This is a genomic window from Cupriavidus sp. FW305-3-2-15-C-LB2, from assembly GCF_058787575.1.
This window is the reverse complement of record NZ_JBYSZW010000011.1, coordinates 63,939-88,009: the sequence shown is the minus strand read 5'-3', so window position 1 is coordinate 88,009 and position 24,071 is coordinate 63,939. Positions and strand designations below refer to the sequence as shown.

The following is a 24,071-nucleotide window of genomic DNA, read 5'->3' as shown; positions in this document are numbered from 1 at the left end:
GGAACAGAGCTTCCTTGGAGCGGCATGCCCGGCCGATCGGTCGGGTCATGCCAGAGTAGGCATTGGTGCGCAGGCAGGCGCGTTAGGTTTGGAGAGGTGCCATTTGCCCAGGTTTGCTCTGGTTGTCCTGGCCGGGGTTACGGCCCCATTGGGACAAGGAGAGTCAGGATTTGCCGCTAGACGTGCAGCACGCTGAGGTCATCAGATTGTGCGCGCACCGATCGCACATGTGTCCGCATACCTTCCCAACGTTGGTAGGCGGATTCCGAAGCGAGACCTAACTGGTCCAGTACCCGCCATACGGTATAGCGAATCAGCTCATCGAGCGTCTTGGGCAGGGCATAGAAGGCCGGCACCGGGGGCATGATGACGGCGCCCATCTCAGCTGCTGCAGTCATGTTTCGGAGATGAGCCAGAGTCAGTGGCGTTTCCCGTGCGAGGAGCACCAATGTCCGCCGCTCTTTCAGGGTTACGTCGGCAGCGCGGGTCAGCAGATTGTCGTTGAACCCGTGGGCGACCGCGGCCAATGTTCGCATGGAGCAAGGCGCCACGACCATGCCCTGGTGCCGAAAGGATCCGCTTGCCAGGGCGGCACCAATGTCTCGGATGTCGTAGGCTACATCGGCGAGCGATTGTGCTGCGTGCCTGTCTATGCTGCATTCCTGCTGCAAGGTCAGCCAGCCTGACGCCGACACCACCAGATGGGTTTCGACATCGAGCAGCCGCAAGGCTTCCAGCAGCCGGACACCGTAGATGGCACCGGTGGCACCGCTGATGCCAACGACTATGCGGGTGCGGTCCTTGCTCATGTCAGCGCACCTCCGACGCAAAGGCGGGCAGATACTTGCCAAGTTCAATTTCCACTTCGCCTGGAATGCGCTTTCGTTCAAACTCCGCTTCGCGTCCCCAGGGTTTAGTCGCATCAATGGCAAGGCGGCCCCAGTGATCTTTGTGCGGATCGCGGTAGAAGCCCGGGACATTGTTCAGCACCATGGTTCGGGTGTCTGCACGCCCCCGCGTCACGAAAGCCCAGATCACTTCATCCAGGTTGTAGATGTCGACATCTTCGTCAACCACGATGCAAAGCTTGTTGTAGTCAAGATGCGCGCCCATTGCCGCGAGCAGCGCATGCTGTGCGTGCCCCTCGTACTGCTTCCGGAGCTTGATGACGGTGTTCATCACCGTGGGCTTGCAGGACACATCGATGATGCCCGGTACCTGTCCCTTGATGGCGCGATAGATGCGCGCGGCGGTGGCGGCCTCGAGCGGCCGCAGGTCTTCGTCAGAGCCGCAGATCAGGCCCTGGAAGATTGCTCCGGTGCGCCAGGCGACGTGCGTGACTTCGAATACGTGGTTGTCACCCACATCGACGTAATAGCCCATGAATTCGCCGAAAGGACCTTCCGGGCGGCGCACGTTTGGGAGGATCCGGCCTTCAATCACGATGTCGGTCGCGGCGGGAACTGAAAGATCGATGGTCTGGCACCGGCGTGTGCGCAAAGGGCCGCCTCGCATCGCGGCGGCCAGTGCCAGCTCGTTTGCCTGGGGCGGCAGCGAGACGCAGGCCGACATGAAGACTTCGGGAGGGGCGCCGATCAGAATGGCGGCTTCCAGCGCCTTTCCCTGGCGTTCGGCAGCTGCCTGATAGCGGGCGAGATCGTGTGAGCTTCCCAGCCGAATTCGTAGTTCATTATCGGAAATTACCATTGAGCGATGGAACGACAGGTTAGGCACGCCTGTGTCAGGGTCACGTGCGAGAAACACGCCGGACGTAATGTACGGGGCGCCGTCCCGTTCGTGGTAAGTCAGGATCGGCAGGTCGCTGAGCTTCCCGCTCCGGAGGCGCTCGGGCTGAGTATCCTCTTCCGCATAGGTTTGAAGCGTGGCAGCGACTTCAATTTCCTCGTCCAGCCGCTCGCAGAAGGTGCGCGTACCGCAACGAATCATTTCGCGCAGCCGCTCATGGTCGCTATACAGGTTCATGACAACCGGAAGTGCGGAGCCACGCACGTTCTTGAAGAGCACGGCCTTGTTCGAGACACGTTGCAGTTGCCGCGCGACCGCGGCCGCTTCGAAACGGGGATCGACTTCGCGCTCCACAATTGCCAGGTCGCCGCGTGCTTGCAGACGGCTCAAGTAGTGCCTCATGGTTTTCTCGGATAGTTCGGAAGGTAGGCTGACGTTACCTTAACGGGCACCTGTCGAGCCTGTGCGGTAGCGCTGGGAACATAGGAAATCCGAACTCAATTCCTTTTGGCGTGACCAGGGCGGCAGCGGCGGGCATTACGATGAGCCGCGATGCGGCGACATTGCGCCGTCTTGCCGGGGCCGCGGTGGCATCGTTGGCGTTCGCGGCGTTGCCGCGTCCCGGTCAATCGCGCCCGCGCAAGCGCTAGCGGCGCAATCCAGAAATTGCTTGGGGAAGACATGATGGCCAGTTTGAATCTTACGTCGCCGGAGCCGGGAAACGATGGCTTGTTCCGTACGCGCCTGGCTGGCCATCACGCTCGTACCAGCGAGGCATTCAGTGCGCTTCGCGATCAGCTGGGGTTTTTGTCTTCCGCTCCGCACGGAGAGGCCGGCCTGTATGGTGGATCCGTTCCGGTCTCTGACGACCCCGAAGAAGGGAAGTGGGAGCTGATCAGCATCCGCGATGAGATCCTCCTGGTGGTCTCGGATGGCTACCTTACCCGGCAGCATAGTGAGAGCGTGCTGCCCGAGGGCTATATCGAATTCCATTTCATGGTCGCCGGTCCGGTGAGCGTTGAGTTCTCCGAGGCCGGAAGGATCGAAGTCACTTCGCCGAACCTCACTGTGGTGCATCAGGGCGATGACATGCATTACCAGGTGTCGTGCGGCCCGGGCCTCTGGCGCTCCGTTGGCCTCTATATCAGCCGTGAATACTTCCACAGTTTTCTGCGGGCCTCCATGGGTGTTGATGGCCCCCTTTGGCACCAATTGCAGAAGCTGCGAAATGAGCAAGTGTTTTGCCACCAGATGCCGGTCAATCCCGAGGTGCTGACCGCTGTCAAGCAACTGCTGGAGAATCCGTACGAAGGCTATCGGCGGCTGCTCTTCGCTCAGGCCAAGGCATACGAGGTGATGTGCGCATCATTGGATCTGTGGCAGGCCTATCTCGAAAGCCACCATACCGCCGAGGTGTTCTCTTCGCGCGACCTGCGCCTGATTGAGAGGGCGCGAGATCTTCTTGTCGGCGACCTTCGGCACATGATGACGATCCCGGAGCTGGCGCGCGCCGTGGGGACCAACACATCCAAACTCAAGCGCGGCTTCAAGTTTCTCTACGGTATGACAGTGTTTGAATGCGGCCATCGGGCGCGCATGGACAGGGCACTGGAGATGCTGGGGAACCAACGCCTGAGTGTCAACGAGGTGGCGTTCGCAGTGGGCTATCAGCACCAGACGAGTTTCACGGCGTCTTTCCGCGATTACTTCGGCTTCGCTCCCAAGGATGCCAGGCGGATGGCCGACCTGCGCAACGTCCGGGCCCGTTCCTCATCCGCGCCGGGCGTTACCGCAGGAGAAGACCTGTAAGCCCTGCCGCGGCCGGAGATTGGCAATCTGCAGCATTTTCTAGTCGATCGGCATTCGTTGGTCGGGCCCGATACGACCCGCCGTGTTCCTCGCATAGGATCGTCCCCATACCCGACAGCGGGGTGCGATTGACGACGAGGAACGCATGGCAGTGATCAAAGTAAGGAACCCCCGTACCGGCGAACTGGATTACGAATTCATCCCTGCGGATGCAAGTACGGTAAGCCACGCGGTAGCGCGGGCAAGGGACGCGCAACGGGAGTGGTACGAAAAAGGGCTTGAATACCGTATTCAAGCGCTGTCGTCCTGGGCCAGGGCTTTGGAAAGCAAGGCGGACGCCATCACCGGTGCTCTGACAGTTGATACCGCTCGCGCCAGAATCTCCCGGGAAGAACTCGGTGCTGTTACCCATTTCATTCATGGGTATTCCGAAGCTGCACCGGAAGTCCTCGCTCAGCCATTCCGCAAGTTCCGCAATAACAGCGATGTCGTGTTCAAGACGACCCTGGTCCCATATCCGGTTGTCGGCGTCATCAGTCCGTGGAACTTCCCTTTGGTGCTTTCCTTCATCGATGCCATCCCCGCATTGCTCGCCGGTGCCGCGGTAGTCATCAAGCCAAGCGAGGTGACGCCCCGCTTCGTGGAGCCGTTGCGTGCGTCGATTGAAGGCGTGCCTGAGTTGCAGGGCGTGATCACGCTGCTCCAGGGCGCAGCGGAAACGGGTCGGGCCTTGCTTGCGGAAGTCGACGCCATTGTCTTTACCGGAAGCGTGGCGACCGGACGCAAGATCGCGGTTGCCGCCGCGGAGCGGTTCATCCCGGCATTCCTTGAGCTTGGCGGCAAGGACGCGGCAGTGGTGCTGGCCGGCTCAGATCTCGAACGTGCCGCCACCAGCATCCTCCGGAGTGCCATCTATAACACCGGGCAGGTTTGCTACGCAATCGAGCGGGTCTACGTGGACGAGTCCATCCATGAGGCTTTCGTGCAGGAACTGGTCCGACAGGTTCAGACGCTTCGCCGCAGTTCGGCAGCCACGGACGGGGGTCACTACGGGCCCTTCATTCATGCCGCCCAAGCGGAAATTGTCCGGGCACAGTTGCAAGACGCAGTCGTCAGGGGTGCCCGCATCGTTACCGGCGGTGCGGTGGAGAATGTCGGCGGTGCGGTGTGGCTCGACCCGACCATCGTGGTCGATGTGGACCACTCAATGGACCTGATGACGCAGGAGACGTTCGGCCCCGTGGTGCCGGTCATGCGCTTCTCCAGCGAAGATGAGGCAGTGCGCCTTGCGAATGACTCCATCTATGGCCTCAGCGGTGCAGTCTTTGGTCCGGATACGCATACCGCCGGCGATTTCGCGACGAAGATGGAAGCCGGTGGTGTCAGCATCAATGACACGGAACTGCAACGCGGCATGATGTTCGACGGGGAGAAGACGGCCTTCAAGTTCTCTGGCATGGGTGGCTCGCGCTACGGTGCGACGAGCATCCTGCGCTACGTCCGCAAACGTGCGCTCATCGCGAACGAAGGCGGTATCAAGCCACTGGACGAGCTCTCGGAATCCCTCTGAACCCAGGGCAACCTGTACCACGCCTTCCCCGGAGAAAACGATCATGTTGACAAGATTCAAGACGGCGGGCGTCGCCATGGCGGGCCTGGCGCTGGCGGCTGCCACGCTGGCCGCGCCCAGTGGCGCGGCCGAGACGGCCGCGAAAGGCGGCCCCCAAGGCAATACCGTTATCGGCATCGCCAACTTTGGTCCGCATCCCGCGCTGGATCAGAGCGTTTCCGGCTTCAAGGAGGAAATGCGCAAGCATGGCTACGTGGAAGGAAGGAACACCACGTACGTCTACAGCGACGCGAATTTCACGCCCGCGATGATCCCCCAGATCCTCGGGCAGATCGAGGCGAAGAGGCCGGCGGTGATCCTGACAGTCACAACCCCGGTTTCCCAGGCAGCGCTGTCGAGTATCACGGACAAGTCTCTGCCGATGGTGTTCTGTCTGATCAGCGATCCGGTGGCGGCTGGTCTCGTGCCCAACTGGCGCCAGGGTAGCGCGCGCTTCGTCGGATCGGCCAGTGCAATGGACTATGACGCCGTGCTGAGCTTCGCAAAGCGCATGTTCCCCGGCGCCAGGCGGTTCGGCGTGCTGTACTCCCCAGGGGAGGCAAACGATGTGGTGGCAATCAAGGCGATCGAAGCGGCGTCGGCGCGGCAAGGCTTGACCCTGCGTAGTATTAGTGTCGATGCCTCGATGGACGTGCCGCAGCGGACGCAGATGCTGTCGGACGTCGATTTCGTCTATGCCATCGGCTCTAATCTCGTGCAGTCGTCCATGCCGGCCGTGGCCTCCGTTACCGACCGCTACAAGATTCCTATCCTGAGCGCGGAGACAGAACTCATCAAGAAAAGCGGGGTGGTGGCAGTCGCTTACTCCGCCTCGTATGCAGCGCAGGGTGCGCAGGCAGCCCAACTGGCAGCAAAGATCCTGGATGGCAAGCGGCCCTCTGAGCTGGCGCCCGTCAAGCCGGGCCCCCAGGACTACACGACATTAATCAGCCGAAAGAAGCTCACGCAGCTGGGACGGCCGATTCCTGCGAGCATGGAGTCATGCAATTGCTTCGTTGATTGACCATGGATGCCTACGACGCCGGACGGCGGTCACGCACCGTACACGGTGTTTCGATTGGCATCCTGATGCTCGACACGGGGTTCGAGCGGCTGCCCGGCGACGTCGGGCATGCCGCAACCTGGCCATTTCCGGTCCAGTATGCGGTCATGCGCGGCGCCGATGCGGCGGCGGCAGCCCGCGGCGACACCGAGGGGATGCTGGCAGCTCTGGTGGCCGGTGCAAGGGAGCTGGTGGCTACCGGGGTTGATGCGATTGCCACCAGTTGCGGCTTTTTGGCGCCGCTGCAATCCCGACTGGCGGCAAGCTGTGCCGTTCCGGTCGCTACCTCCAGCCTTCTGCAGATCCCGATGGTGCAGCAACTCCTGCCGGCAGGACGCCGCGTCGGGATCCTGGCGGCAACACGAGCGGGGCTCACCGGTGAACTGTTTCGTGCGATCGGCGTGCCGCCCGACCTGCCAGTCGAAGCGCTCGATGAAAGCAGTACATTGCTTCGCGACCATCGCGAGAACCGGCTGCGGGTAGATGGACCGGCTCATCGCCAGGAAGTGGCTGCGGCAGCGCGGCGCCTGCTGCAGCGGCACCCCGATGTGGGCGCTATCGTCTGCGAGTGTGCCAATTTCCCGCGACATTCCAGGGCCCTCCGCGAGGCCACCGGATTGCCGATTTTCGATGCGGTAACACTGGTCCACTGGCTGCACGCGAGCGTGAGCCCTGCCTGCTACGATTGACGCCATGTCCTGACCCCGGCGATGCTGCGGCAGACTGATACTGACAGTCTGCCGCAGAGCCGTTACTGCGGCTGGTATCCGGCCGCTTTCACCAACTGGGCATTGGCCTTCCTGCTGCCTTCCGTAACGCGCGCCATGTCATCCGGAGTGCCAGTGCTGGCGATGATGCCGGATTCGGCAACCCGATCCTGGAAGGCCCTCGATCCGACGACCTTGTTGATGGCTGTGTTGTACTTTGTCACCAGCGCCGGCGCGATGCCGGCCGGCGCGACGATGCCGATTGTCATGGCATCGCTCAGGCCGTTGACCCCGCGCTCGGCGTAGGTGGGGACGTCAAAGCCAGGCAGCCGTTCCGGTCCATCGACAGCCAGAAGCTTGAGCTTGCCGGCGCGGACGTGAGGCAGCGCGGCGGCCATTGCGCAGATCCCCGCGGGAATCTGTCCTGCCAGCAGGTCCTGCACCATCGGCGCATCTCCCTTGTAGGCAACGGCCTTGAGGTCCGCGTCGAAGGCCTTGTTCAGCAGCGAGATGGAAAACTCCGGCGCGCTCGCCGGTGCGGGAACGCCGACGTTGCCCCGGCCGGCCTTTGCTCTTGCCCATTGAGAAAAGGCCTTCAGGCTGTCGACTTCGGGCCCTACCATTTCCGGATTCACGACGAAGAAGTTCGGCATCGTCCCTACCAGGCCAACTGGAACGAAGTCCTTCTGGGGGTCAAATCCCGGATGGAGATTCGTAAAGGGAATCATGGCAGTGGTATGACTGTTGGTCAGGAACAGTGTATTGCCGTCGGGGCGGGCGGATTTGAGGACTTGTGCCGCGATTTGACCGCCGGCTCCTGGACGATTTTCCACAATGACTGGTCTCGCGATTTCTGCCTGCATGCCTTTGGCCAGCAGGCGAGCAACGACGTCGGTCACGCCGCCCGGCGGGAAACCGACGAGGATCCTGACAGGACCCTCCTGCGCCATACCGGTCTGTGCAGCGAGCGCCATGGGTAACACCACAAGACAGCGTGCCAACGAAGCGATGAATGGTTTCATGGGAGTTGATGTGGTTAGGAATTAGTCTCAGGCTGCACTTTGCCTCCAATGGAGGCAAAGTTGATTTGGAACCCGTTTCATGAGGAAACGGGTTCAGATTGCGAAAAGGCGCTTGAAGGACGGGCTGGTCGGGCGCGGCGCTGTTGCCGGCGCAAGCCTTTGCCAGCCGCCTCGGGTGCTTATCACCGCGCCGCTTTTCATGCCACGTACCCCATTTCCGAGTCGCGGTGGCGCGCGTCGCTGTCGCGCGCTTCGGCGCAGCCAAAGCCCGCCCCGCCGGGAACGTCGATGCGCAACACTTCGCCGGAGGGAACCGTCTGCAAGCCTAACGACTTGAGGGTCTCGCCGGTGGTGAGGCCAACCCATCCCGGTGCCCCGTCCATGCCGCCATTGCGGCCTCTCGCGGGGTTGCGCACACGGTCAAAGAGACCGAAGAACTGGAATGAAGTGCCGTCACGGGTGGACACTTCCACGCGCTGACCCAGGCCGCCTCGCCATTTGCCGGCGCCTCCCGATCCGGGCAGCAATTCCTTTTTCCATATGACGATGGGAGCAACGCTTTCGCAGATTTCCACTGGGATGGAACGGATGCCGCTTGGGAAGCAAGTTGCGGAGAGCCCGTCGCTGTTCGGACGCGCACCTGATCCGCCGGAGTTGAAGAACAGGATTTCGAATCCCTGCGGTTGCTCGCTGGTACCCTGCCCACGCAACTGGAGGCCCCAGTTGCATGCCGCACCCTCTGCCGGCACGCGGTCAGGCATCGCAGCGGCAAGCGCGCCCAGAACGACTTCCGGCAGGAACTGCCCGATGATATGTCGTGCGCAGACCGGGGCCGGGCGCTCCACATTGAGAATCGAGCCCACCGGGGCATTGACCTCGACCAGCGCAAGCGAACCGGCATTGTTGGGAACGGAAGGCGCGACCGCCGCCCGGACCCCAAAGGAGGCATAGGCCCGCGTGTAATTCAGAACCAGATTGATGCCACGCTGACTGGCGCCGGAAGTGCCATCGAAGGTCACTGAAACGCCATCCTCGGCAATTGTGACCTGGCACTCGATATGCACTGGAGTATCGTAGCCATCGAGCTCCATGCTGTGGTGAAACGTACCACGCGGCAGTTTCTCTATCGCTGCGCGCATGCCGGCGGCGGAGCGCTCGCAAACAAAGGCGCTTATCCTTTCCAGTCCCGCTTCACCCAGCTCATCCAGCGTTGCCACCAATCGCCTGCCGCTGCTCTCGTTGGCGGTGACGTAGGAAAGGATGTCGCCAATCACTGCCTCGGGTTGACGCACATTGACTCGCACCATCTCCAGAAGGTCTTCATTCAGCTGGCCTTTTCGCGCCAGCTTGAGCATTGGAATCTGAAGGCCTTCTTCATATACCGATTTTGCATCCGGCCCCATGCCAAGGCCGCCGATGTCGACCTGATGGCAGGTGCAGGCAAAGAAGCCGATGGGCCGGCCAGCCTGAAATACCGGAGACAACACAGTAATGTCGTGCAGGTGCCCCGAGGCAAGCCACGGGTCATTGGTAATGAAATGGTCGCCTTCGCTCATCTCCGCGAGCGGGTACTTCTTCAGGAAGTGCACCGTGCATGCGGCAAGGGAGTTCACGTGGCCTGGTGTTCCGGTAACCGCCTGAACGACAAGGCGTCCCTGCAAATCGAAGAGTCCGGCTGCCAGGTCGCCGGCTTCCCGTACGGTCGGCGAGAATGCGGTCCGCATCATGGTGCGTGCCTGCTCTTCAACCAGGGCATTGAGTCGGTCCCACAGGACTTGCAGGCGGATACTGGCAGGCATTGCGGCCGAGGCGACAGTAGTGCCCTGGGCACCCAGATCCTGATTGCGCAGGAGCTGGAGTTCGCCAGTCGACCCCAATGCAAAGGTAAAGCCCAGCGGGACCACGACCGTTGTTTCGTTTGTCGCAAGCAGAGCCGGCGCCGGTAGGGGATCCGTCCGCTCGAGTTCCGCGATGCGATGAACCGCGTAGCTTTCCCAGGTTCTCGCGCCCTGGTCGAAGGCATCGCGGAATCCGGGAGACGCCGCTCCCATCGACCTGGCGGCGGGTGGGTGCCCAGGCATCGGAGCGGGGGTCGCCTGGACCTCCGAGGCTTCAACGCGGATGGTCCAGCCGAGGATCTCGACCTGCCCCGCTTCGACCGTGCGGCCGTAGGATGCGTGGTAGGCCGCCTCAAAGGCCTGCCTCAGGGATTCGCCGTCACCAGCCTGGAACCGCCGGGACGGCAACTGGACACGAATCTCGTGGCCCTGGCCATGGTAGCGCATCCAGGCCATGCGCTGCTCTGTCATGGGTTGCGTCGAGGCAGCTCGGCGAACCAGCTGGCGCAGGTCTGCGATGAGGGCATCGGCGATGGCATTGGCCGAATCGGGATCGAACTGCGCCGTGCAAAGAAGGACGCTGCGGGTGGCTTCGAAAGAGACAGGCGCCCGGAGAAAGCCCAAGGCCGAGCCCACACCTGCCCCGACAGGGACGATCACATGGTCCAGCCCGAGTTTGGCGGCGAGTCGAGCCCCATGGAGCGGGGCCATGCCGCCAATAGCGATCAGCGTTCGGCCATCCAGCCCTTTGCCGACTTCCACCGCGTGTTCGCGCACTGCGCTCGCCATGTTCTCATCGACAATTTCACAGACGCTCCAGGCGGCATCCTGGGCCGACATGCCGAGCGCGTCGCCCAGCCGTTCATACGCACGCTGGGCCGCGCCTCGATCGAGCTTCATCTTGCCGCCGCCGAATTCGTCGGGGTCGATTCTGCCCAGCAGCAGGTGCGCGTCCGTGACCGTGGGTGCTGTGCCGCCTCGGCCATAGCAAGCCGGCCCTGGCACCGAACTGGCACTTTCAGGTCCCACCTGCAGCCGACCGAGCGTGTCCCGGTGTGCAATGGAGCCGCCACCGGCGCCGATTTCAGCCAGTTCGATGACCGGGAAGCGCAGCGGAATGCCGCTTCCGGCCTTGAAACGGGCGATACGCGCGACTTCCATTGAGCGCGCAGTCTGGGGCACGCCATTATCGATAAAGCAGAGCTTCGCTGTCGTCCCGCCAATGTCGACGAGCAGCGCACGATCCAGCTTGAGCGTTCGCGCAACATGGGCGGCGAGAATGGCTCCGCCTGCCGGCCCTGATTCGAGCAAGCGCACCGGAAAGCGTCGCGCTACTTCGGCTTCACACAAGCCGCCATTGGAGAGCATCAGCATCAATGGCGCGGCGATGCCAAGAGTCTCCATTTCGCGCTCAAGGCGCTCCAGGTATCCCGCCATGACGGGCTGGACGTAGGCGTTCGCGCAAACCGTGGCAAAGCGTTCGTACTCGCGGATTTCAGGCGCGACTTCGCAGGAGAGGGAAACGCGTATCCCGGGACGCCATGCGCGCAGTAGTTCCGCGGCCCGACGTTCGTGTTCCGGATTGGCAAAGCTATGCATGAACCCAATCGCGACAGCTTCCACCTTTGCTGCATCAAGCGTCGGCAATAGTTCTCGCAAGCCCTCCTCATCCAGGGGAAGCAGGATCTTGCCATCTGACGCCAGGCGCTCCCGCACCGTCAGCCGCAGGCAACGTGGGACGAGCGGCTCTGGCTTTTCCACATAGAGGTCATAATGGTCGTACCGGCTTTCGTTGCCCATTTCCAGGGTGTCGCGGAATCCCTCTGTGGTAAGGAACGCGATGCGTGCGCCACGACGCTCGATAACCGCATTGGTCGCCAATGTGGTGCCGTGCACGAGGGTCTTGACATCAGCCGGCTGAAGGCCCGCTGCAGCCAGTATCTGGCGGGTGCCTTCCACAACTGCAACTTCTGGTGCGTGGGGCGTTGTAAGTACCTTGAGGAAGTGGTGACGCACGGCACCATCGTGAAAAACCTCAAGTGCGAAATCGGTGAACGTACCGCCAATGTCTATACCCAGCCTGGCCATTTCTTGAAATACTCCTCGCCGTGACGTACGGAGGTATTTCTCGATTGAGACGGGAGATATAGCCTCGGCGTACCGTTACTTGATCAATACAATGCATTGCCGATCATTGTATGAACCGAGGTTTGCCGGAGGAGTATTGATTCGGCGGAACATTGAGGATTGCGGAACTAACGTACTGGGAGTGCCGTATCCAGCATGTCTGCCCGGTGGAGCCATATCATGGCTGCTCTGCTCAGGGCCGGGTACCGGCCAGCCATGCCAAAGGCGGAAGTGAGCCCTTGGACGGTCTTTCATCGCTCGCTGCAGAGGGCTGCGCGCAACCAGGTGCCCCTCAGCGCGGCTGGAGCGCGCGAGTTCTTTCGACCGTGCCGGTTTCCCGTGAAGATCTGCTATGGCATGCGTACGGCTTGGCCGATCCTGCTCATTCGACAGTGGCTCCGGACGCCTTTACGATGTCCTTCCACTTCAGATAGTCGCTTTGCACAAGCTGGGAGAATTCTGCTGCGGACATGGACTTCGCTTCCGCGCCCTGTTCGTTGATGTTATGGATGACGGCTGGCTTGGCCATTGCCTTGTTCACTTCCACGCCAATGCGTTCCACAACGTCCTTCGGTGTCTTCGCAGGGGCGAAGAGTCCATACCAGGAACTGACGTCAACCTGCTTGTACCCGCTCTCGGCGACGGTGGGTACTTCGGGCAAGGCGGAACTACGCGTCGCTGAGGTGACGGCCATGGCCCGCACCTTGCCCGACTTGATCTGCGCCAGGGCCGATGGGACTGACGAGATCATGATGTTCACATTCCCGGCCATGGTGTCGACCAGCGCAGCGTTGGAGCCTTTGTAGGGGACATGCAAGAGCTTGATGCCGGCGGCATGGCCAATGATCTCGGCGGCAAGATGGGCTGTGGTGCCGTTGCCCGGCGACGCGTATGTGACCGTGCCAGGTGATTTCCGGGCGGCCGTCACCAGATCCTGGAACGATTTGTAAGGCGAATTCTTAGGCGTGACGATAACCAGGGGGACGTAGGCGACATGAGCGATCGCCACGAGATCCTTGCGCGGGTCGTAGGTCACGGCTTTGTTCACCCATGGCGCGACCACGACATTGTCCTTCTGCCCCATCACGATGTCGTATCCAGTCGGGGCGGCCTTGACCACATCGGATATACCGATTGTCCCGCCGGCACCAGGCTTGTTGTCTGGGACGAACGTCCACTTGGTGTTCTGAGACACCTCGTTTGCGACGATGCGAGACAGGATGTCCGTGCCGCCACCAGGCGGAAAAGGGATAACCAACCGGATTGGCTTGGTTGGCCATGTTGTTTCTGCATGGGCCGCGGAAGTTCCCGCCATCACGCCACACATGAGCAGAAACGCTGCAGTCATTCCCTTCTTCATCCTTGTCTCCTGTTCTCGATATCTCTGAACCAGCCTGAACGTCGCCAGACTTCTACGGTCACGAATGGATTGCGTCACCACGCTGGGTATCACGTGGCGGCAGGGTCAATCCATATGGGCAGCTGCCGGTTGGGCGAGCCCGGGCCCGCGGTGCTTGGCCACGATGGCATCCACGTCGCTTGCGGCACAACCGGCAGATTCCAGAACCTCACGGGTGTGCTCGCCAATGCGCGCGATTGGCATGCGAGGCTGTAGCCGTGCGCCATCCAGCGAGAACGGCAGCAGGGGAACTTCGGTGGTGCTGCCGTCATCGACCTGAAGCTTCGCCAGCCCGCCACTCTCTTTGAGATGCGGGTCGTCGAAGAGCTCTTCGGGACGGGTGATCTCAGCAAACGGTACGTTGCCTGCTTCAAAAGCAGCCGTCAGCATTTCGGCACGGAAGGCCTTCAGCGTTTCTCCAAGCGTCGGCAACAGCCAATCTCTTGCCAGTACCCTGTCGTTGTTGGAAAGCAGGCGCTGGTCCTCAAGGAGATCGTTCCTGCCGATGATGTGGCAAAGCGTCCGCCACTGGGCGTCTCCCGTGGCGGCAATAAACATCTGGTGACCGTCCGCCAGCTGGAACACATCGTAGACTGCCCAGGCACTGATCCGTGCCGGCATCGGGGCCGCAGGTTGTCCGGTCACGGCGTACTGCTGCATATGCTGCGCAGACAGGAGGACGCAGTTCTCGAACAGGCCGGACTGAACCTCCTTGCCTGTGCCGGTGGCGTTGCGTTCGTACAGGGCAGCCAGGACGCCGATTGCGCCGAACATGCCACCCATAATGTCATTGACTGAACTGCCAGCTCGTAAAGGGCGTCCGACCGGGCCCGTCATGTAGGCTAGCCCCGCCATCATCTGTACAACTTCGTCGAGAGCGAGACGTTTCTCGTATGGTCCGCTAAGAAAGCCTTTGTGCGAGACATAGATCAGCTTCGGGTTGCGCTTGCGAAGCGTTTCATAGTCCAGGCCGAGAGCCTTCATCCGCCCGGGCTTGAAGTTCTCAAGAAAGACGTCGGCGCCGTCAATCAGCTTCAGCAAGGCTTCCATGTCCTTGTTTTCGCTCACCTCGACTGCGATGCTCTTCTTGTTTCGGTTGAATGCCCGAAAGAACCCTGCGCCTGCCCCCAGTAACCGGCGAGTGCTGTCACCCTTGGGTGGTTCGACCTTGATTACCTCCGCCCCTAGATCAGCAAGGATCAGTCCGCATGCCGGACCCATGACCATGTGAGTCATTTCAATGACTCGAATTCCGCTCAGCGGTAGACGTTGCGCTGCCGAAGTGCTTGCGCTACTCATTTATGTGCTCCGAATGCGCCGAGCTTTTGGGGAACTGCTCCCTGCCGCCGCCCGGGGCAAGCTCAAATTCCCACAAACGCTCAGGGGTCAGAGCTTGCCTCCACGGGGGGCCTGCAGCAATCCCATTCCGACGATGGCAGCCATCGTCCTACGCGATGGTCGAACCGGCGGCGGCCCGCTTGCCGTAACCTTGCCGGGATTTCCCTAGGACAGTGTTCGCGTCAAATGCGCAAGAAATCGGTTCGCAGCGGAAGAGAGTTGGTCGGCGTGGCGAACACAAATGACGAATTTTCGTGTCGCCCACGCATCGATCAACTTGATTACGCAGAGATCGTAGAGCGGCTGGTACTTTTCTACCGCTTCTGCAGGCAGCACGGCAAGGCCTAGATTTAGGTGAATCAGCCGACACGCCGCGTCGAACGTAGTGACATTGGCCCGATACCTGATGGTTCGCCTGTTCTCATATGCAACTCTGCGGGTAAGCGCATGCAGGGCGACGTTGGGTGCGAAGCCAATATGCTCGTAGCCGAGCGTGTCCGCAAAAGATACCTCGCTCCGGCTCGCCAGAGGGTGGCTGCGATGCACGACGACACAGAAGTGATCCGCGCGGAATGGCAGCATTTCTACTTCCCGTTCCGCCACAAAGTCACGACAGATGCCAATGTCTGCGCTGCCCTCGGCAATGCCTCTGACGATCTCCGAACTTGCGCGTTCCTCAAGAACTACGTGAATGTTCTCGTGGGTCTGCAGAAAGGACGCGATCTCTTCAGGCAGAAACTCAACGATGGAGGAAATGTTCGCAAGAACCCGGACCAGGCCCCGGACTCCAGAGGAGAACTCGCTCAGGTCGGATTGCATTTGTTCAACACCCTGCATCAGGTGCCTGGCATGCCGAAGAAGGATGTCTCCCGCCGGCGTGGGGTTCACGCCACGTGAGCTGCGGATCAGTAGTTGCGTGCCGAGTGCGCGCTCAATATCGGCCACACGCTTGCTCACTGCTGCCGCAGCCATGCCCTCTCGCTCGCTGGCACGGGCGATGCTGCCTTCCTCACAGACCGCGATGAAGAGCCGAAGAGTGACGGGATCCGGTTGCCACATTATTGAAGAATCCTGAGCGTCAGGTGAATGAGAAAACGGAAGCCTCAGGGATGTGCTTGCCGCTGGCTGTCTGGCGAATCATTGCACATCTTGCGCGGCGGTAGCGTTGGCCCTCCGGTACAACGGACTATCAGAGCGTGTCGGCATGCAGGAAAGATCCTCGCGCAGCTGCGTTCAGGGAAGTGACGGCGTGCGAGGCCGGATGACGCGTCTAACGACGAAACACCCCGGGCCCGCCGCGGCGGCGTCGGACGCTTTCCGTCATCGCCGATGGTTTGGCCGGAGGGTCGCCAACTGCTCCCGAATCGCGCGCTCATCAGTGGGGACGAGGCAGTACGCAAGCCCGATCCGACTGATCAGGGCGATGACGCTGTCCAGGGAAGCGACGGAGGGGCCGTGGCACTCGGCATAGCGCTGATACGGCTCTGCCAGCAAGTCGCGCCACATCGGCGCGATGTTCTCGAGGATGTAGGTGAAGACTTCCGACGTTGCGCCCTTCGCCAGATAGGTGTGGTGGAAGCCACCGTTGTGCCGGTCGAGGTAGCGCACGGAGAAGCATACGCATTCCTCGAGGTAGGTCTCGAAGTTATCCTCGAACGCGCCCAGGCTGCGTCGCATCTCTTCGAAGAACGCAGCGTTCTCGGCGCTGATAACCGCAACTGTCGGCTCATGTGCACCCTCGTGAGATCCGAGGCCGGATCTCTTGTCCTGTCCAGGGAAACGGCCCCGTGGTCATTTTCTCATGCCATGGCACAAATATCCAATTTGTGCCATTAGCTGGCGCACATTCAAGATTATGTGTCATAGCATGGCGCGATCGAACCAGATGCCGTTGGCACGAGCATGCGCAGCGAGGAACGGCGCTCCGCTTCGGCGCCGCCAACTCAGGGATGGGCTAGCGCCTCAGTTCAGCACGCCGTACGCACGCGCTTCAAAGATAGCCTGCGTGCGCGTCTTGACCGCCAGCTTCTTATAGATGTTCTTGACGTGCGACTCGATGGTCAGCCGCGACAGTGACAGTGCGTCGGCGATCTCGCGGTTGGTCGACCCCTTGTTGATGAAGACGAGGATCTCGGTCTCGCGTGCGCTGAGCAGCGGCTTTACGCTTCCCGTCGGTGAAAGCCTGGTCTCGGCGGGTGCGGCCTTGGGTACCAATGTCGTGAGTAGCCGCTTGGCAATGGACGGATCGATCGGCGTGCCACCGCGCAGCGCGCCCCGCAGGCACACCGTCAGCTCGATGTCGTCGCGCTCCTTGAGCAGGTAGCCGGTGGCGCCGGCGATCAGCGCGCCGACGATTTCCGTGTCCGTGCCCGGTGATGCAATCACGACGATGGGCAGATCCGGGGCACGCTCGCGCAGGCACCGGATCAGCTCGATGCCACTGCCATCGGGCAGGCTGGTGTCGACCAGCGCCATGTCGAACGGACCCTGATCCACCAGCGCGCAGGCCTGCGCGATGGTGCCCGCGAACGAGAGCGCGCCGGCCGCGTAGTCGAGCACGGTGAGGATCCCGCAAAGGCGCGTCAGCATCGGGCTCTCGTGCCCGACCAGCAGCAGTTGGCCACGCATGACGTTTCGGCGGCTATCGGAGAGCGTCGCGTTCGTTGGCATGGAGAAAGGCATGGGGGCTGGTGCGACCAGGGATGCGAGCTGCATGCCCGGTCGGGTGCAGTTCAGATGATCAGCGGCGCTGATTTCACCATCGGACCCGCAGTGATGCAATACGGCAACTGTCGTATGCGATTGACATGGCTGACCCCTTTCTCGTTCTGGTTTGACCCTTGGTAGCGGCGCATGCCACGGTATTACATGGCATGCAGCTGGGCCTTGGGTAGAAGTAAAGCCCAATCAGGCGGTTTTTCCTATACCTGAAATCAGGCAGAGGCTGCTGCCGCGTTGGGGCAAGCCATCTCCCCCGAATGAGGCTGGGGGCCAGCCAGGCAGGTTTGCGATACCGCGCGGCGCAACCTCGGGCGGTAGCCCTGCTGATCAAAATACCAATTCTCAGGGATTGTGCCCGACCTCACCGTCACCTTAAATTCCGCTTGAATTTGCGCGCCGCAACTAGAAACACAGCAAGGGTCAACGATGGAACGGCGCGCAAAGACAAGGTGCCTTCGTCGTGCCGCAGCACGCCATGCGCGAGCCGGCTGGCGCAGAGCCACCAGCGGGGTCGAGCGCGTGCAGCCTGCTGCCTGCGCACTGCGCCAGGTAGGAACGGGTAACAAGAAGTGGGTTTGCCAGCGAGGGCATCCGTCTTCCGCAGCCGCCATGCCGGCCCTGCGGCGCGATGCGCTTCGACCTTTTTCGGACCGGTTGCGCCGGCCCGGGGGACTGGTTTTGCCTTCAGCACGGGCTGCCGTGCGAAACCGATGATTTGACCGGACACATTCGAGTCCTTCCGGAGAGTTCCATGTCCAATAGTCTGCAGAAGTGGGTAGGGCGAAATCGCCCGCCTCGGGTCCAGATTTCATATGACGTAGAGGTCGGTGACGCGGTCGAGAAGCGCGAGCTGCCCATGGTGGTCGGCCTGCTGGCGGACCTGTCCGGGCAACCGGCAGTGCCGCCGCCCAAGCTCAAGGAACGGCGCTTCATTGAGATCGACCGCGACAACTTCGACGGGATCATGGGCAAGATCGCGCCGCGCCTGGAGTTGTCCGTGCCCGACACCATGAAGGGCGACACCAATCTCAAGCTCGAACTGCGCTTCGACAAGTTCAGCGACTTCCATCCCGAAAGCCTGGTGGCGCAGGTGCCGCGCCTGGCCAAGCTGCTGGAAGCACGCCAGCAACTGCGCGACCTGCTCGGCAAGCTCGATGGCAACGACGAACTCGACGTGCTGCTCGAGCGCATCGTCAACAACGCCGATGAGCTCAAGCTGGTGCGCAGCGAAGCCGACTCCGGCGCCGCGGCGGCACAGCCGGAAACCGGAGACGCCACGCCGGCATGACGCGGCGGCGGGCGCGGGCATCGAGGCCCGCAGGACGCAACGAATTCACAAAGGGTGAACCAGATGGCAAAGAACTCCGCAGCGGACAACGCGAGCGCCGAATCAAAGGGGAGCACCACGGCCGCAGCCGAGCGTGAACTGACGCTGCTCGACCGTATCGTGCAGGAAGGCAATATGGCGGTGGAGCCGTCGCAGAGCGGCTATGCCAGGAAGCTGATCGGCCAGCTGGCCTCGCAGATCCTTGACGAGGGCATGCGCACCAGCCCGGACAAGAGCCTGGTGGCAACCATCAACGAGCGCGTGGCCGAGATCGACCGCCTGCTGAGCGACCAGCTCAACGCGATCATGCACGACCCCGCGTTCCAGGCGCTGGAAGGCGCGTGGACCGGCCTGCACGACATGGTCTACGGCACCGAGACCGGCACCAGCCTGAAGCTGCGCCTGCTCAACGTGACCAAGGCCGAGCTGCTGAAGGATCTTGAAACCGCAGTCGACCACGACATGAGCGTGCTGTTCAAGAAGATCTACGAAGAAGAGTACGGCACCTTCGGCGGCCATCCCTACACGCTGCTGATCGGCGACTACAGCTTCGGCCGCCATCCGCAGGACGTGGCGCTGCTTGAGCGGATATCGAAGGTGGCAGCCGCCGCCCATGCACCGTTCATCACCAGCGCGGCGCCGAGCCTGTTCGACCTGCGCGCTTTCACCGAGCTGGGCGTGACGCGCGACCTGGCCAAGATCTTCGAGAGCGCGGAGCTGGCGCAGTGGCGCGGCTTCCGCGAAACCGAGGATTCGCGCTATGTGTCGCTGGTGCTGCCGTCCTACGCGGCGCGCCTGCCTTACGGCGCCAGGACCAATCCGGTCGAGAGCTTCAATTTCGAAGAAGACGTCGACGGCACCGACCACAGCAAGTACCTGTGGGCCAACTCGGCCTACCAGCTGGGCCTGCGCATCACCGACGCGCATGCCAAGTACAACTGGTCGACCGCCATCCGCGGCGTTGAAGGCGGCGGCAAGGTCGACGGCCTGGTTGCGCATACCTACAAGACGGATGAAGGCGACGTCGCGCTCAAGTGCCCGACCGAGGTCACCATCACCGACCGCCGCGAGAAGGAGCTCAACGACCTGGGCTTCATCGCCATCGTCAACGCCAAGGGCTCGAACAGCGCCACCTTCTTTGGCAGCCAGACGGCAAACAAGCCCAAGGTCTACAACAAGGACCAGGCCAACGCCAACGCGCAGTTGTCTGCCCGACTGCCGTATGTGCTGGCGGCTTCGCGCTTTGCGCACTACCTGAAGGTGATCATGCGCGACAAGGTGGGCAGCTTCCAGACGCGCGGGGACGTGGAGCGCTACCTGAACAACTGGATCGCCGACTACGTGCTGCTCAATCCCTCCGCGACGCCGGAGGCCAAGTCGCGCTTTCCGCTGAGCGCCGCGCGCGTCGACGTGACCGAGGTGCCGGGCAAGCCCGGCGCCTACCGTGCCACGTGTTTCCTGAAGCCGCACTTCCAGATGGAAGAACTGACCGCATCGATCCGCCTGGTTGCAGACCTGCCGGCAGCGGCAGCGTAGACCGGCAGACTCGCATCCCGGCATCCCCGGACATAACGGAACTGAGAGAGCACAGACACCATGGACACCATCATTCTCGACATCCCCGAGATCAAGGGCAGCAACAAGCAGCAGACTGGCCGTGCCGCCGAGCGCATCCAGATCTATTCGTTCTCGCACGGCGTGGCGATGGCCGTGACCAATGACCCGGCCAACTCGAAGCGCACCTCGGGCAAGGCGCAGTTCCAGAGCATGACGATGTCAAAGAAGACCGACCAGGCCACGCCCGGCCTGTACGCCGCGTGCGCCGCCGGCAAGTCGCTCGGCGATGTGAAACTCGAGATCGGACGAACCGAAGACGGTGCGTTCCGCTCGGAGATGACCTACACGCTGAGCGACGCGATCGTCGAGTCCATCCAGACCGCTGGCGGCATGGGCGATTCCTCCGACACGTTCACGCTCGACTTCACCCGCATCACCGCGTTCTTCACGCAACAGAAGGGCGACGCGCAGAAGGAAGGCACGGCGGCGTTCGGCTGGGACCTGGTGGAGAACATGGCCTGCGCGGTGTCCGCGCCGCCGGAGCCGCAGAAGAAGGCGGCGTAAGCGGGGCTGCACATGTCCGTCATCGTCACCGGGTCGCCGATGCCGCTGTTCGAGCGGCTGTCGGCGGGTGCGAACGCCCCCTCGGCGCAGTTGCTCCAGGGCGAGCCACTGCGCCAGTCGGTGGCGCGCGAGCTTGCCCGGCTGCTCAATACGCGCTCGCGGCTGACGGCGGCGCAGTTCCTGGAGTCGGACGGGACCGTGCTCGACTACGGTGTGCCGGACTTCTCCTTCCGCTCGTTCCAGTCGGTGCCGGACTGCGACGCGATTGCGGCGCTGGTTGCGCATGCGATCGCGATGTTCGAGCCGCGCCTGCGCCAGGCGCGCGTACGCTTTGCCGAGCGCGACACCCCGCGCCCGGTCCTGGTGATCGACGGCGAGTTGCCGCTGGGCGCCGCGCCGGTGCGCGTGGCATTCGAGCTCGCCGCGGCAGGCCAGGCCGCTGACCCGCGCTGGGGCGATCATGGCTGAGGGCATCGCAGACGGTGCCGGCGACGGCGGCATTCTGCCGTACTACAAGCGCGAGCTTGCCTACCTGCGCACGGAAGGCGCCGCGTTTGCCGAGCGCTATCCCAACGTGGCCGCGCGCATTGCGCTGCATGGCACCGAATCGCTCGACCCGCATACCGAGCGCCTGATCGAAGCCACCGCCTTCCTGGCGGCGCGCGTGCATCGCGACCTGGACCAGATGTTCCCGCAAGTTGCCGCGGCGCTGCTGGAGAACGTGTGCCCGTCGCTGGTGCAGCCGGTGCCGTCGATGACGGTGGTGCAGTTCGATCTCGACGCGGCCCAGGGCAAGGTGACCGCCGGCTACGCCGTGCCGCGCCACACCGGCCTGCATGCATGCACCGAGGGCGGCGAGATGTGCCGCTTTCGCACGGCGTGGGACACGACGCTGTGGCCGCTGGCGGTCACGCACGCGCGCATGACCGATGACAACGGCCTGCGGCTGACGCTTGAATGCGCCGACGGCGTCGATTTCTCCGAGCTCGAACTGGGAACGCTGCGCATCCATCTGCACGGCGACTGGATGGTGACCGTGCCGTTGTATGAACTGCTGGTCACCAGCGTGGCCGGCGTCAGCGTCGAGCCGCCAGATGGCCCGCCGGCGTGGCTGCCCGCCAGCGCGTGGCGCGAGGCCGGCTACGGCCCCGGCGAGAACGTGCTGCCGCAGCCGCCGCATGCGCAGCCGGCCTACGGGCTGATGCAGGAGTACTTCGCCTTCGCGCGCAAGTTTCACTTCTTCGACCTGGACCTGCCCGCCGGCCGGCTCGGCAAGGGCCGCAGCTGCGACGTGGTGCTGCGCCTGCAGCGCAGCGCACCCGGGCTGGGCCGGCTGCATGCCGGCATGTTCCGGCTTGGCTGCGTGCCGGCGATCAACCTGTTCTCGCAGACCAGCGAGCCCATCATGATTGACCACCGGCACTATGAGTACCGGCTGGTGGCAGACCAGCGCCGCGAGGCGATGACCGAGATCCATTCGATCCGGTCGGTGGTGCTGTCGGATCCGGCCAGCGACCGCTCGCTGGCGGTGCCGCCGTTCGCGGCGGCCACCGACGACCCGGCCGAAGGCGAGCTGTTCTGGCACGCGCGCCGCGAGCCGACCTTGCGGGCCAACCTGTCCGGCACCGACATGTATCTCAGCTTCATCGATGCGGGCAACGTGCAGCGCCTGCCGGCGGCACCCGTGGCGTACGCCAACGTGCTGTGCACCAATCGCCGGCTCGCGGAGCAGGTGCCGGTGGGCGCGCGCATGGTGCTGGAGGATGTGTCGCAGTACGCGCAGGTGCGCTGCCTCTATGAGCCGACCGTGCAGCGCAATCCGCCCATGGGCAGCGAGACCTTGTGGCCGCTGATCTCGCTGCTGACGCTGCACCACGGCACCCTGGCCGGCGGTGGCACCGGGCGCCATGAGGTGCAGCAGATGCTGCGGCTGTTCGCGGGCGAAGGCCACCGCCAGCAGGACCAGGTGCGGGGCATCCGCAGCGTGCGCGCGCGCGGCGCGGCCGCGCACGTGGGCACCGAGGCCTGGCGCGGCTACTGCCGTGGCACCGAGGTCTCGATCGAGTTCGATCCCGATGCCTTTGTCGGCGGCTCGCCGCTGCTGCTGGGAGCGGTGCTGGCGCGCTTCCTTGCGCTGTATGCCTCAGTCAATTCCTTCGTGCGGCTGGTCGTGCGCCGCGGAGACGAGATATGGAAGCAATGGCCCGCGATGACGGGCAGCCAGCAGCTGCTTTGATCGACCGCCTGGCGTCCAACCCGGCCGGCTTCGACCTGTTCCAGGCCATCAGCCTGATCGAACGCGCGGTGCCGGGGGCTCAGCCGGTCGGCCGCGGCAACGGCGCCGGGGAGGCGGTGCGCCTGCGCGGACTGGTCTCGCTGGCCTTCCAGCCGCGCGACATCGGCGCGGTGCACGCGTCCGCTGAAGGCGCTGGCCGGGGCGGGCGCCCGTTCACGCTGACGACGCCCGTGATGTCGCTGGCGGGGGCAGGCGGGCCGCTGCCGCTCGCATACACCGAGATGCTGCTCGAACGCCGCGCCGCGCGCGACCCCGCGATGGGCGACCTGCTCGACAGCTTCAATCACCGCTTCCTGTCCTTCCTGTATCGCGGCCGGCGCAAGCACTCGCCCGCACTGGGCGGCCAGCGCCCGACCGGCGGCACGCTGGCGGCGTGCCTGGATGCGCTCAGCAACCTCGGCTTGCAGCGTGGGCCCTCAACCGCCAATGCACCCGCCGGCGCGGCACCGTGGCTGCGCCATGCCGGGCTGCTGGGCGCGGCGCCGCGTTCGATGGCGGGGTTGCTGGCCATGCTGGGGGACCGTCTCGGCCTGGGCGTGAGCGGGACGCAGTGTCTCGGCGGCTGGCTGCCGGTTGAAGCCAGCGATGCCGTGCGGCTCGGCGGACGCGGTGCAGCCGGGGGTATCACGCTCGGCGGCGGTGCGGTGCTGGGGCGGCGCACCTGGGACCAGGCCGCCGGCATCCGGCTTGATGTGCAGGTGCCCGGAGCCGAGCGCCTGCGGGCCTTGCTGCCCGGCGGGCGCGACCACGCGCTGGTCGCGGCGCTGGTGCGCGCCTATGTGCCGCAACCGCTCGATGTGCGGCTCGCGCTCCATCTCGGCACGCGCCAGCCCGCGGGGCTGGGGCTCGGTGCGCGCCTGGGCTGGACCGCCTGGCTGGCCGGCGGCGCCCAGGCACGGCCCGCGCCGGTGCAACTGGCGTTGCGAGCGCACGCATCCTGACCGGCAC

19 protein-coding genes are annotated in these 24,071 nt (G+C 63.3%); 10 read left to right on the top strand and 9 right to left on the bottom strand.

What is annotated here, in order from left to right; all coding sequences use genetic code 11:
• Positions 1-176: 176 nt before the first annotated feature.
• The gene (locus AC3WRR_RS10970; RefSeq protein WP_439669453.1) at positions 177-809 is read right to left on the bottom strand and encodes a UbiX family flavin prenyltransferase; all 633 of its coding nucleotides are present in this window, start codon (positions 807-809) and stop codon (positions 177-179) included.
• Position 810: 1 nt separating this feature from the next.
• Complete coding sequence (locus AC3WRR_RS10965; RefSeq protein ID WP_492296950.1) at positions 811-2,136, bottom strand: UbiD family decarboxylase; 1,326 nt, start codon at positions 2,134-2,136, stop codon at positions 811-813.
• A 291-nt stretch (positions 2,137-2,427) separates the two neighbouring features.
• Here AC3WRR_RS10965 and AC3WRR_RS10960 point away from each other — a divergent pair, with 291 nt between their 5' ends.
• The 4 genes from AC3WRR_RS10960 to AC3WRR_RS10945 all read left to right on the top strand — a co-directional run bounded on the left by AC3WRR_RS10960 (position 2,428) and on the right by AC3WRR_RS10945 (position 6,916).
• Positions 2,428-3,555, top strand: a complete 1,128-nt coding sequence (locus AC3WRR_RS10960) for a helix-turn-helix domain-containing protein (protein WP_439669450.1) — start codon at positions 2,428-2,430, stop codon at positions 3,553-3,555.
• A gap of 145 nt (positions 3,556-3,700) precedes the next feature.
• Positions 3,701-5,125 (top strand): aldehyde dehydrogenase family protein, encoded by a 1,425-nt coding sequence (locus AC3WRR_RS10955; protein WP_492296949.1) that lies wholly within the window; start codon positions 3,701-3,703, stop codon positions 5,123-5,125.
• Positions 5,126-5,168: 43 nt separating this feature from the next.
• The gene (locus AC3WRR_RS10950; protein WP_058697387.1) at positions 5,169-6,188 is read left to right on the top strand and encodes an ABC transporter substrate-binding protein; all 1,020 of its coding nucleotides are present in this window, start codon (positions 5,169-5,171) and stop codon (positions 6,186-6,188) included.
• Between the two features lie 2 nt (positions 6,189-6,190).
• Positions 6,191-6,916, top strand: a complete 726-nt coding sequence (locus tag AC3WRR_RS10945; protein ID WP_041688238.1) for an aspartate/glutamate racemase family protein — start codon at positions 6,191-6,193, stop codon at positions 6,914-6,916.
• A gap of 62 nt (positions 6,917-6,978) precedes the next feature.
• Here AC3WRR_RS10945 and AC3WRR_RS10940 read toward each other — a convergent pair whose 3' ends face one another.
• From AC3WRR_RS10940 to AC3WRR_RS10910, 7 genes are all read right to left on the bottom strand, one after another.
• The gene (locus AC3WRR_RS10940) at positions 6,979-7,956 is read right to left on the bottom strand and encodes a Bug family tripartite tricarboxylate transporter substrate binding protein (RefSeq protein ID WP_136227889.1); all 978 of its coding nucleotides are present in this window, start codon (positions 7,954-7,956) and stop codon (positions 6,979-6,981) included.
• A gap of 197 nt (positions 7,957-8,153) precedes the next feature.
• Complete coding sequence (locus AC3WRR_RS10935) at positions 8,154-11,882, bottom strand: hydantoinase B/oxoprolinase family protein (RefSeq protein WP_492296947.1); 3,729 nt, start codon at positions 11,880-11,882, stop codon at positions 8,154-8,156.
• Positions 11,883-12,303: 421 nt separating this feature from the next.
• Positions 12,304-13,281, bottom strand: a complete 978-nt coding sequence (locus tag AC3WRR_RS10930) for a Bug family tripartite tricarboxylate transporter substrate binding protein (protein WP_492296945.1) — start codon at positions 13,279-13,281, stop codon at positions 12,304-12,306.
• Between the two features lie 105 nt (positions 13,282-13,386).
• Entirely contained in the window at positions 13,387-14,619 is a 1,233-nt protein-coding gene (locus AC3WRR_RS10925) for a CaiB/BaiF CoA transferase family protein (protein ID WP_439669442.1), read from the bottom strand.
• A gap of 204 nt (positions 14,620-14,823) precedes the next feature.
• Positions 14,824-15,717: a LysR family transcriptional regulator gene (locus AC3WRR_RS10920; RefSeq protein ID WP_439669440.1), complete on the bottom strand. Its 894-nt coding sequence runs from the start codon at positions 15,715-15,717 to the stop codon at positions 14,824-14,826.
• 261 nt (positions 15,718-15,978) lie between these two features.
• On the bottom strand, positions 15,979-16,335 hold the full coding sequence (locus tag AC3WRR_RS10915; protein WP_492296943.1) for a hypothetical protein: 357 nt from the start codon (positions 16,333-16,335) through the stop codon (positions 15,979-15,981).
• Between the two features lie 285 nt (positions 16,336-16,620).
• The gene (locus AC3WRR_RS10910) at positions 16,621-17,286 is read right to left on the bottom strand and encodes a LuxR C-terminal-related transcriptional regulator (protein WP_231881469.1); all 666 of its coding nucleotides are present in this window, start codon (positions 17,284-17,286) and stop codon (positions 16,621-16,623) included.
• Positions 17,287-18,130: 844 nt separating this feature from the next.
• Here AC3WRR_RS10910 and tssB point away from each other — a divergent pair.
• From tssB to tssG, 6 genes are all read left to right on the top strand, one after another.
• On the top strand, positions 18,131-18,667 hold the full coding sequence (gene tssB, locus AC3WRR_RS10905; protein ID WP_492296941.1) for a type VI secretion system contractile sheath small subunit: 537 nt from the start codon (positions 18,131-18,133) through the stop codon (positions 18,665-18,667).
• 63 nt (positions 18,668-18,730) lie between these two features.
• Complete coding sequence (gene tssC, locus AC3WRR_RS10900; protein ID WP_010810735.1) at positions 18,731-20,242, top strand: type VI secretion system contractile sheath large subunit; 1,512 nt, start codon at positions 18,731-18,733, stop codon at positions 20,240-20,242.
• Positions 20,243-20,302: 60 nt separating this feature from the next.
• On the top strand, positions 20,303-20,827 hold the full coding sequence (locus AC3WRR_RS10895) for an Hcp family type VI secretion system effector (protein WP_010810734.1): 525 nt from the start codon (positions 20,303-20,305) through the stop codon (positions 20,825-20,827).
• A gap of 12 nt (positions 20,828-20,839) precedes the next feature.
• Positions 20,840-21,295, top strand: coding sequence for a type VI secretion system baseplate subunit TssE (tssE, locus tag AC3WRR_RS10890; protein WP_011617866.1), 456 nt, complete (start codon positions 20,840-20,842; stop codon positions 21,293-21,295).
• Positions 21,288-23,063: a type VI secretion system baseplate subunit TssF gene (gene tssF / locus AC3WRR_RS10885; RefSeq protein ID WP_492296938.1), complete on the top strand. Its 1,776-nt coding sequence runs from the start codon at positions 21,288-21,290 to the stop codon at positions 23,061-23,063. The genes tssE and tssF overlap by 8 nt, the downstream gene beginning before the upstream one ends.
• Positions 23,018-24,064, top strand: a complete 1,047-nt coding sequence (gene tssG, locus AC3WRR_RS10880) for a type VI secretion system baseplate subunit TssG (protein WP_010810731.1) — start codon at positions 23,018-23,020, stop codon at positions 24,062-24,064. Before tssF ends, tssG begins: the two co-directional genes overlap by 46 nt.
• Positions 24,065-24,071 lie beyond the last annotated feature (7 nt).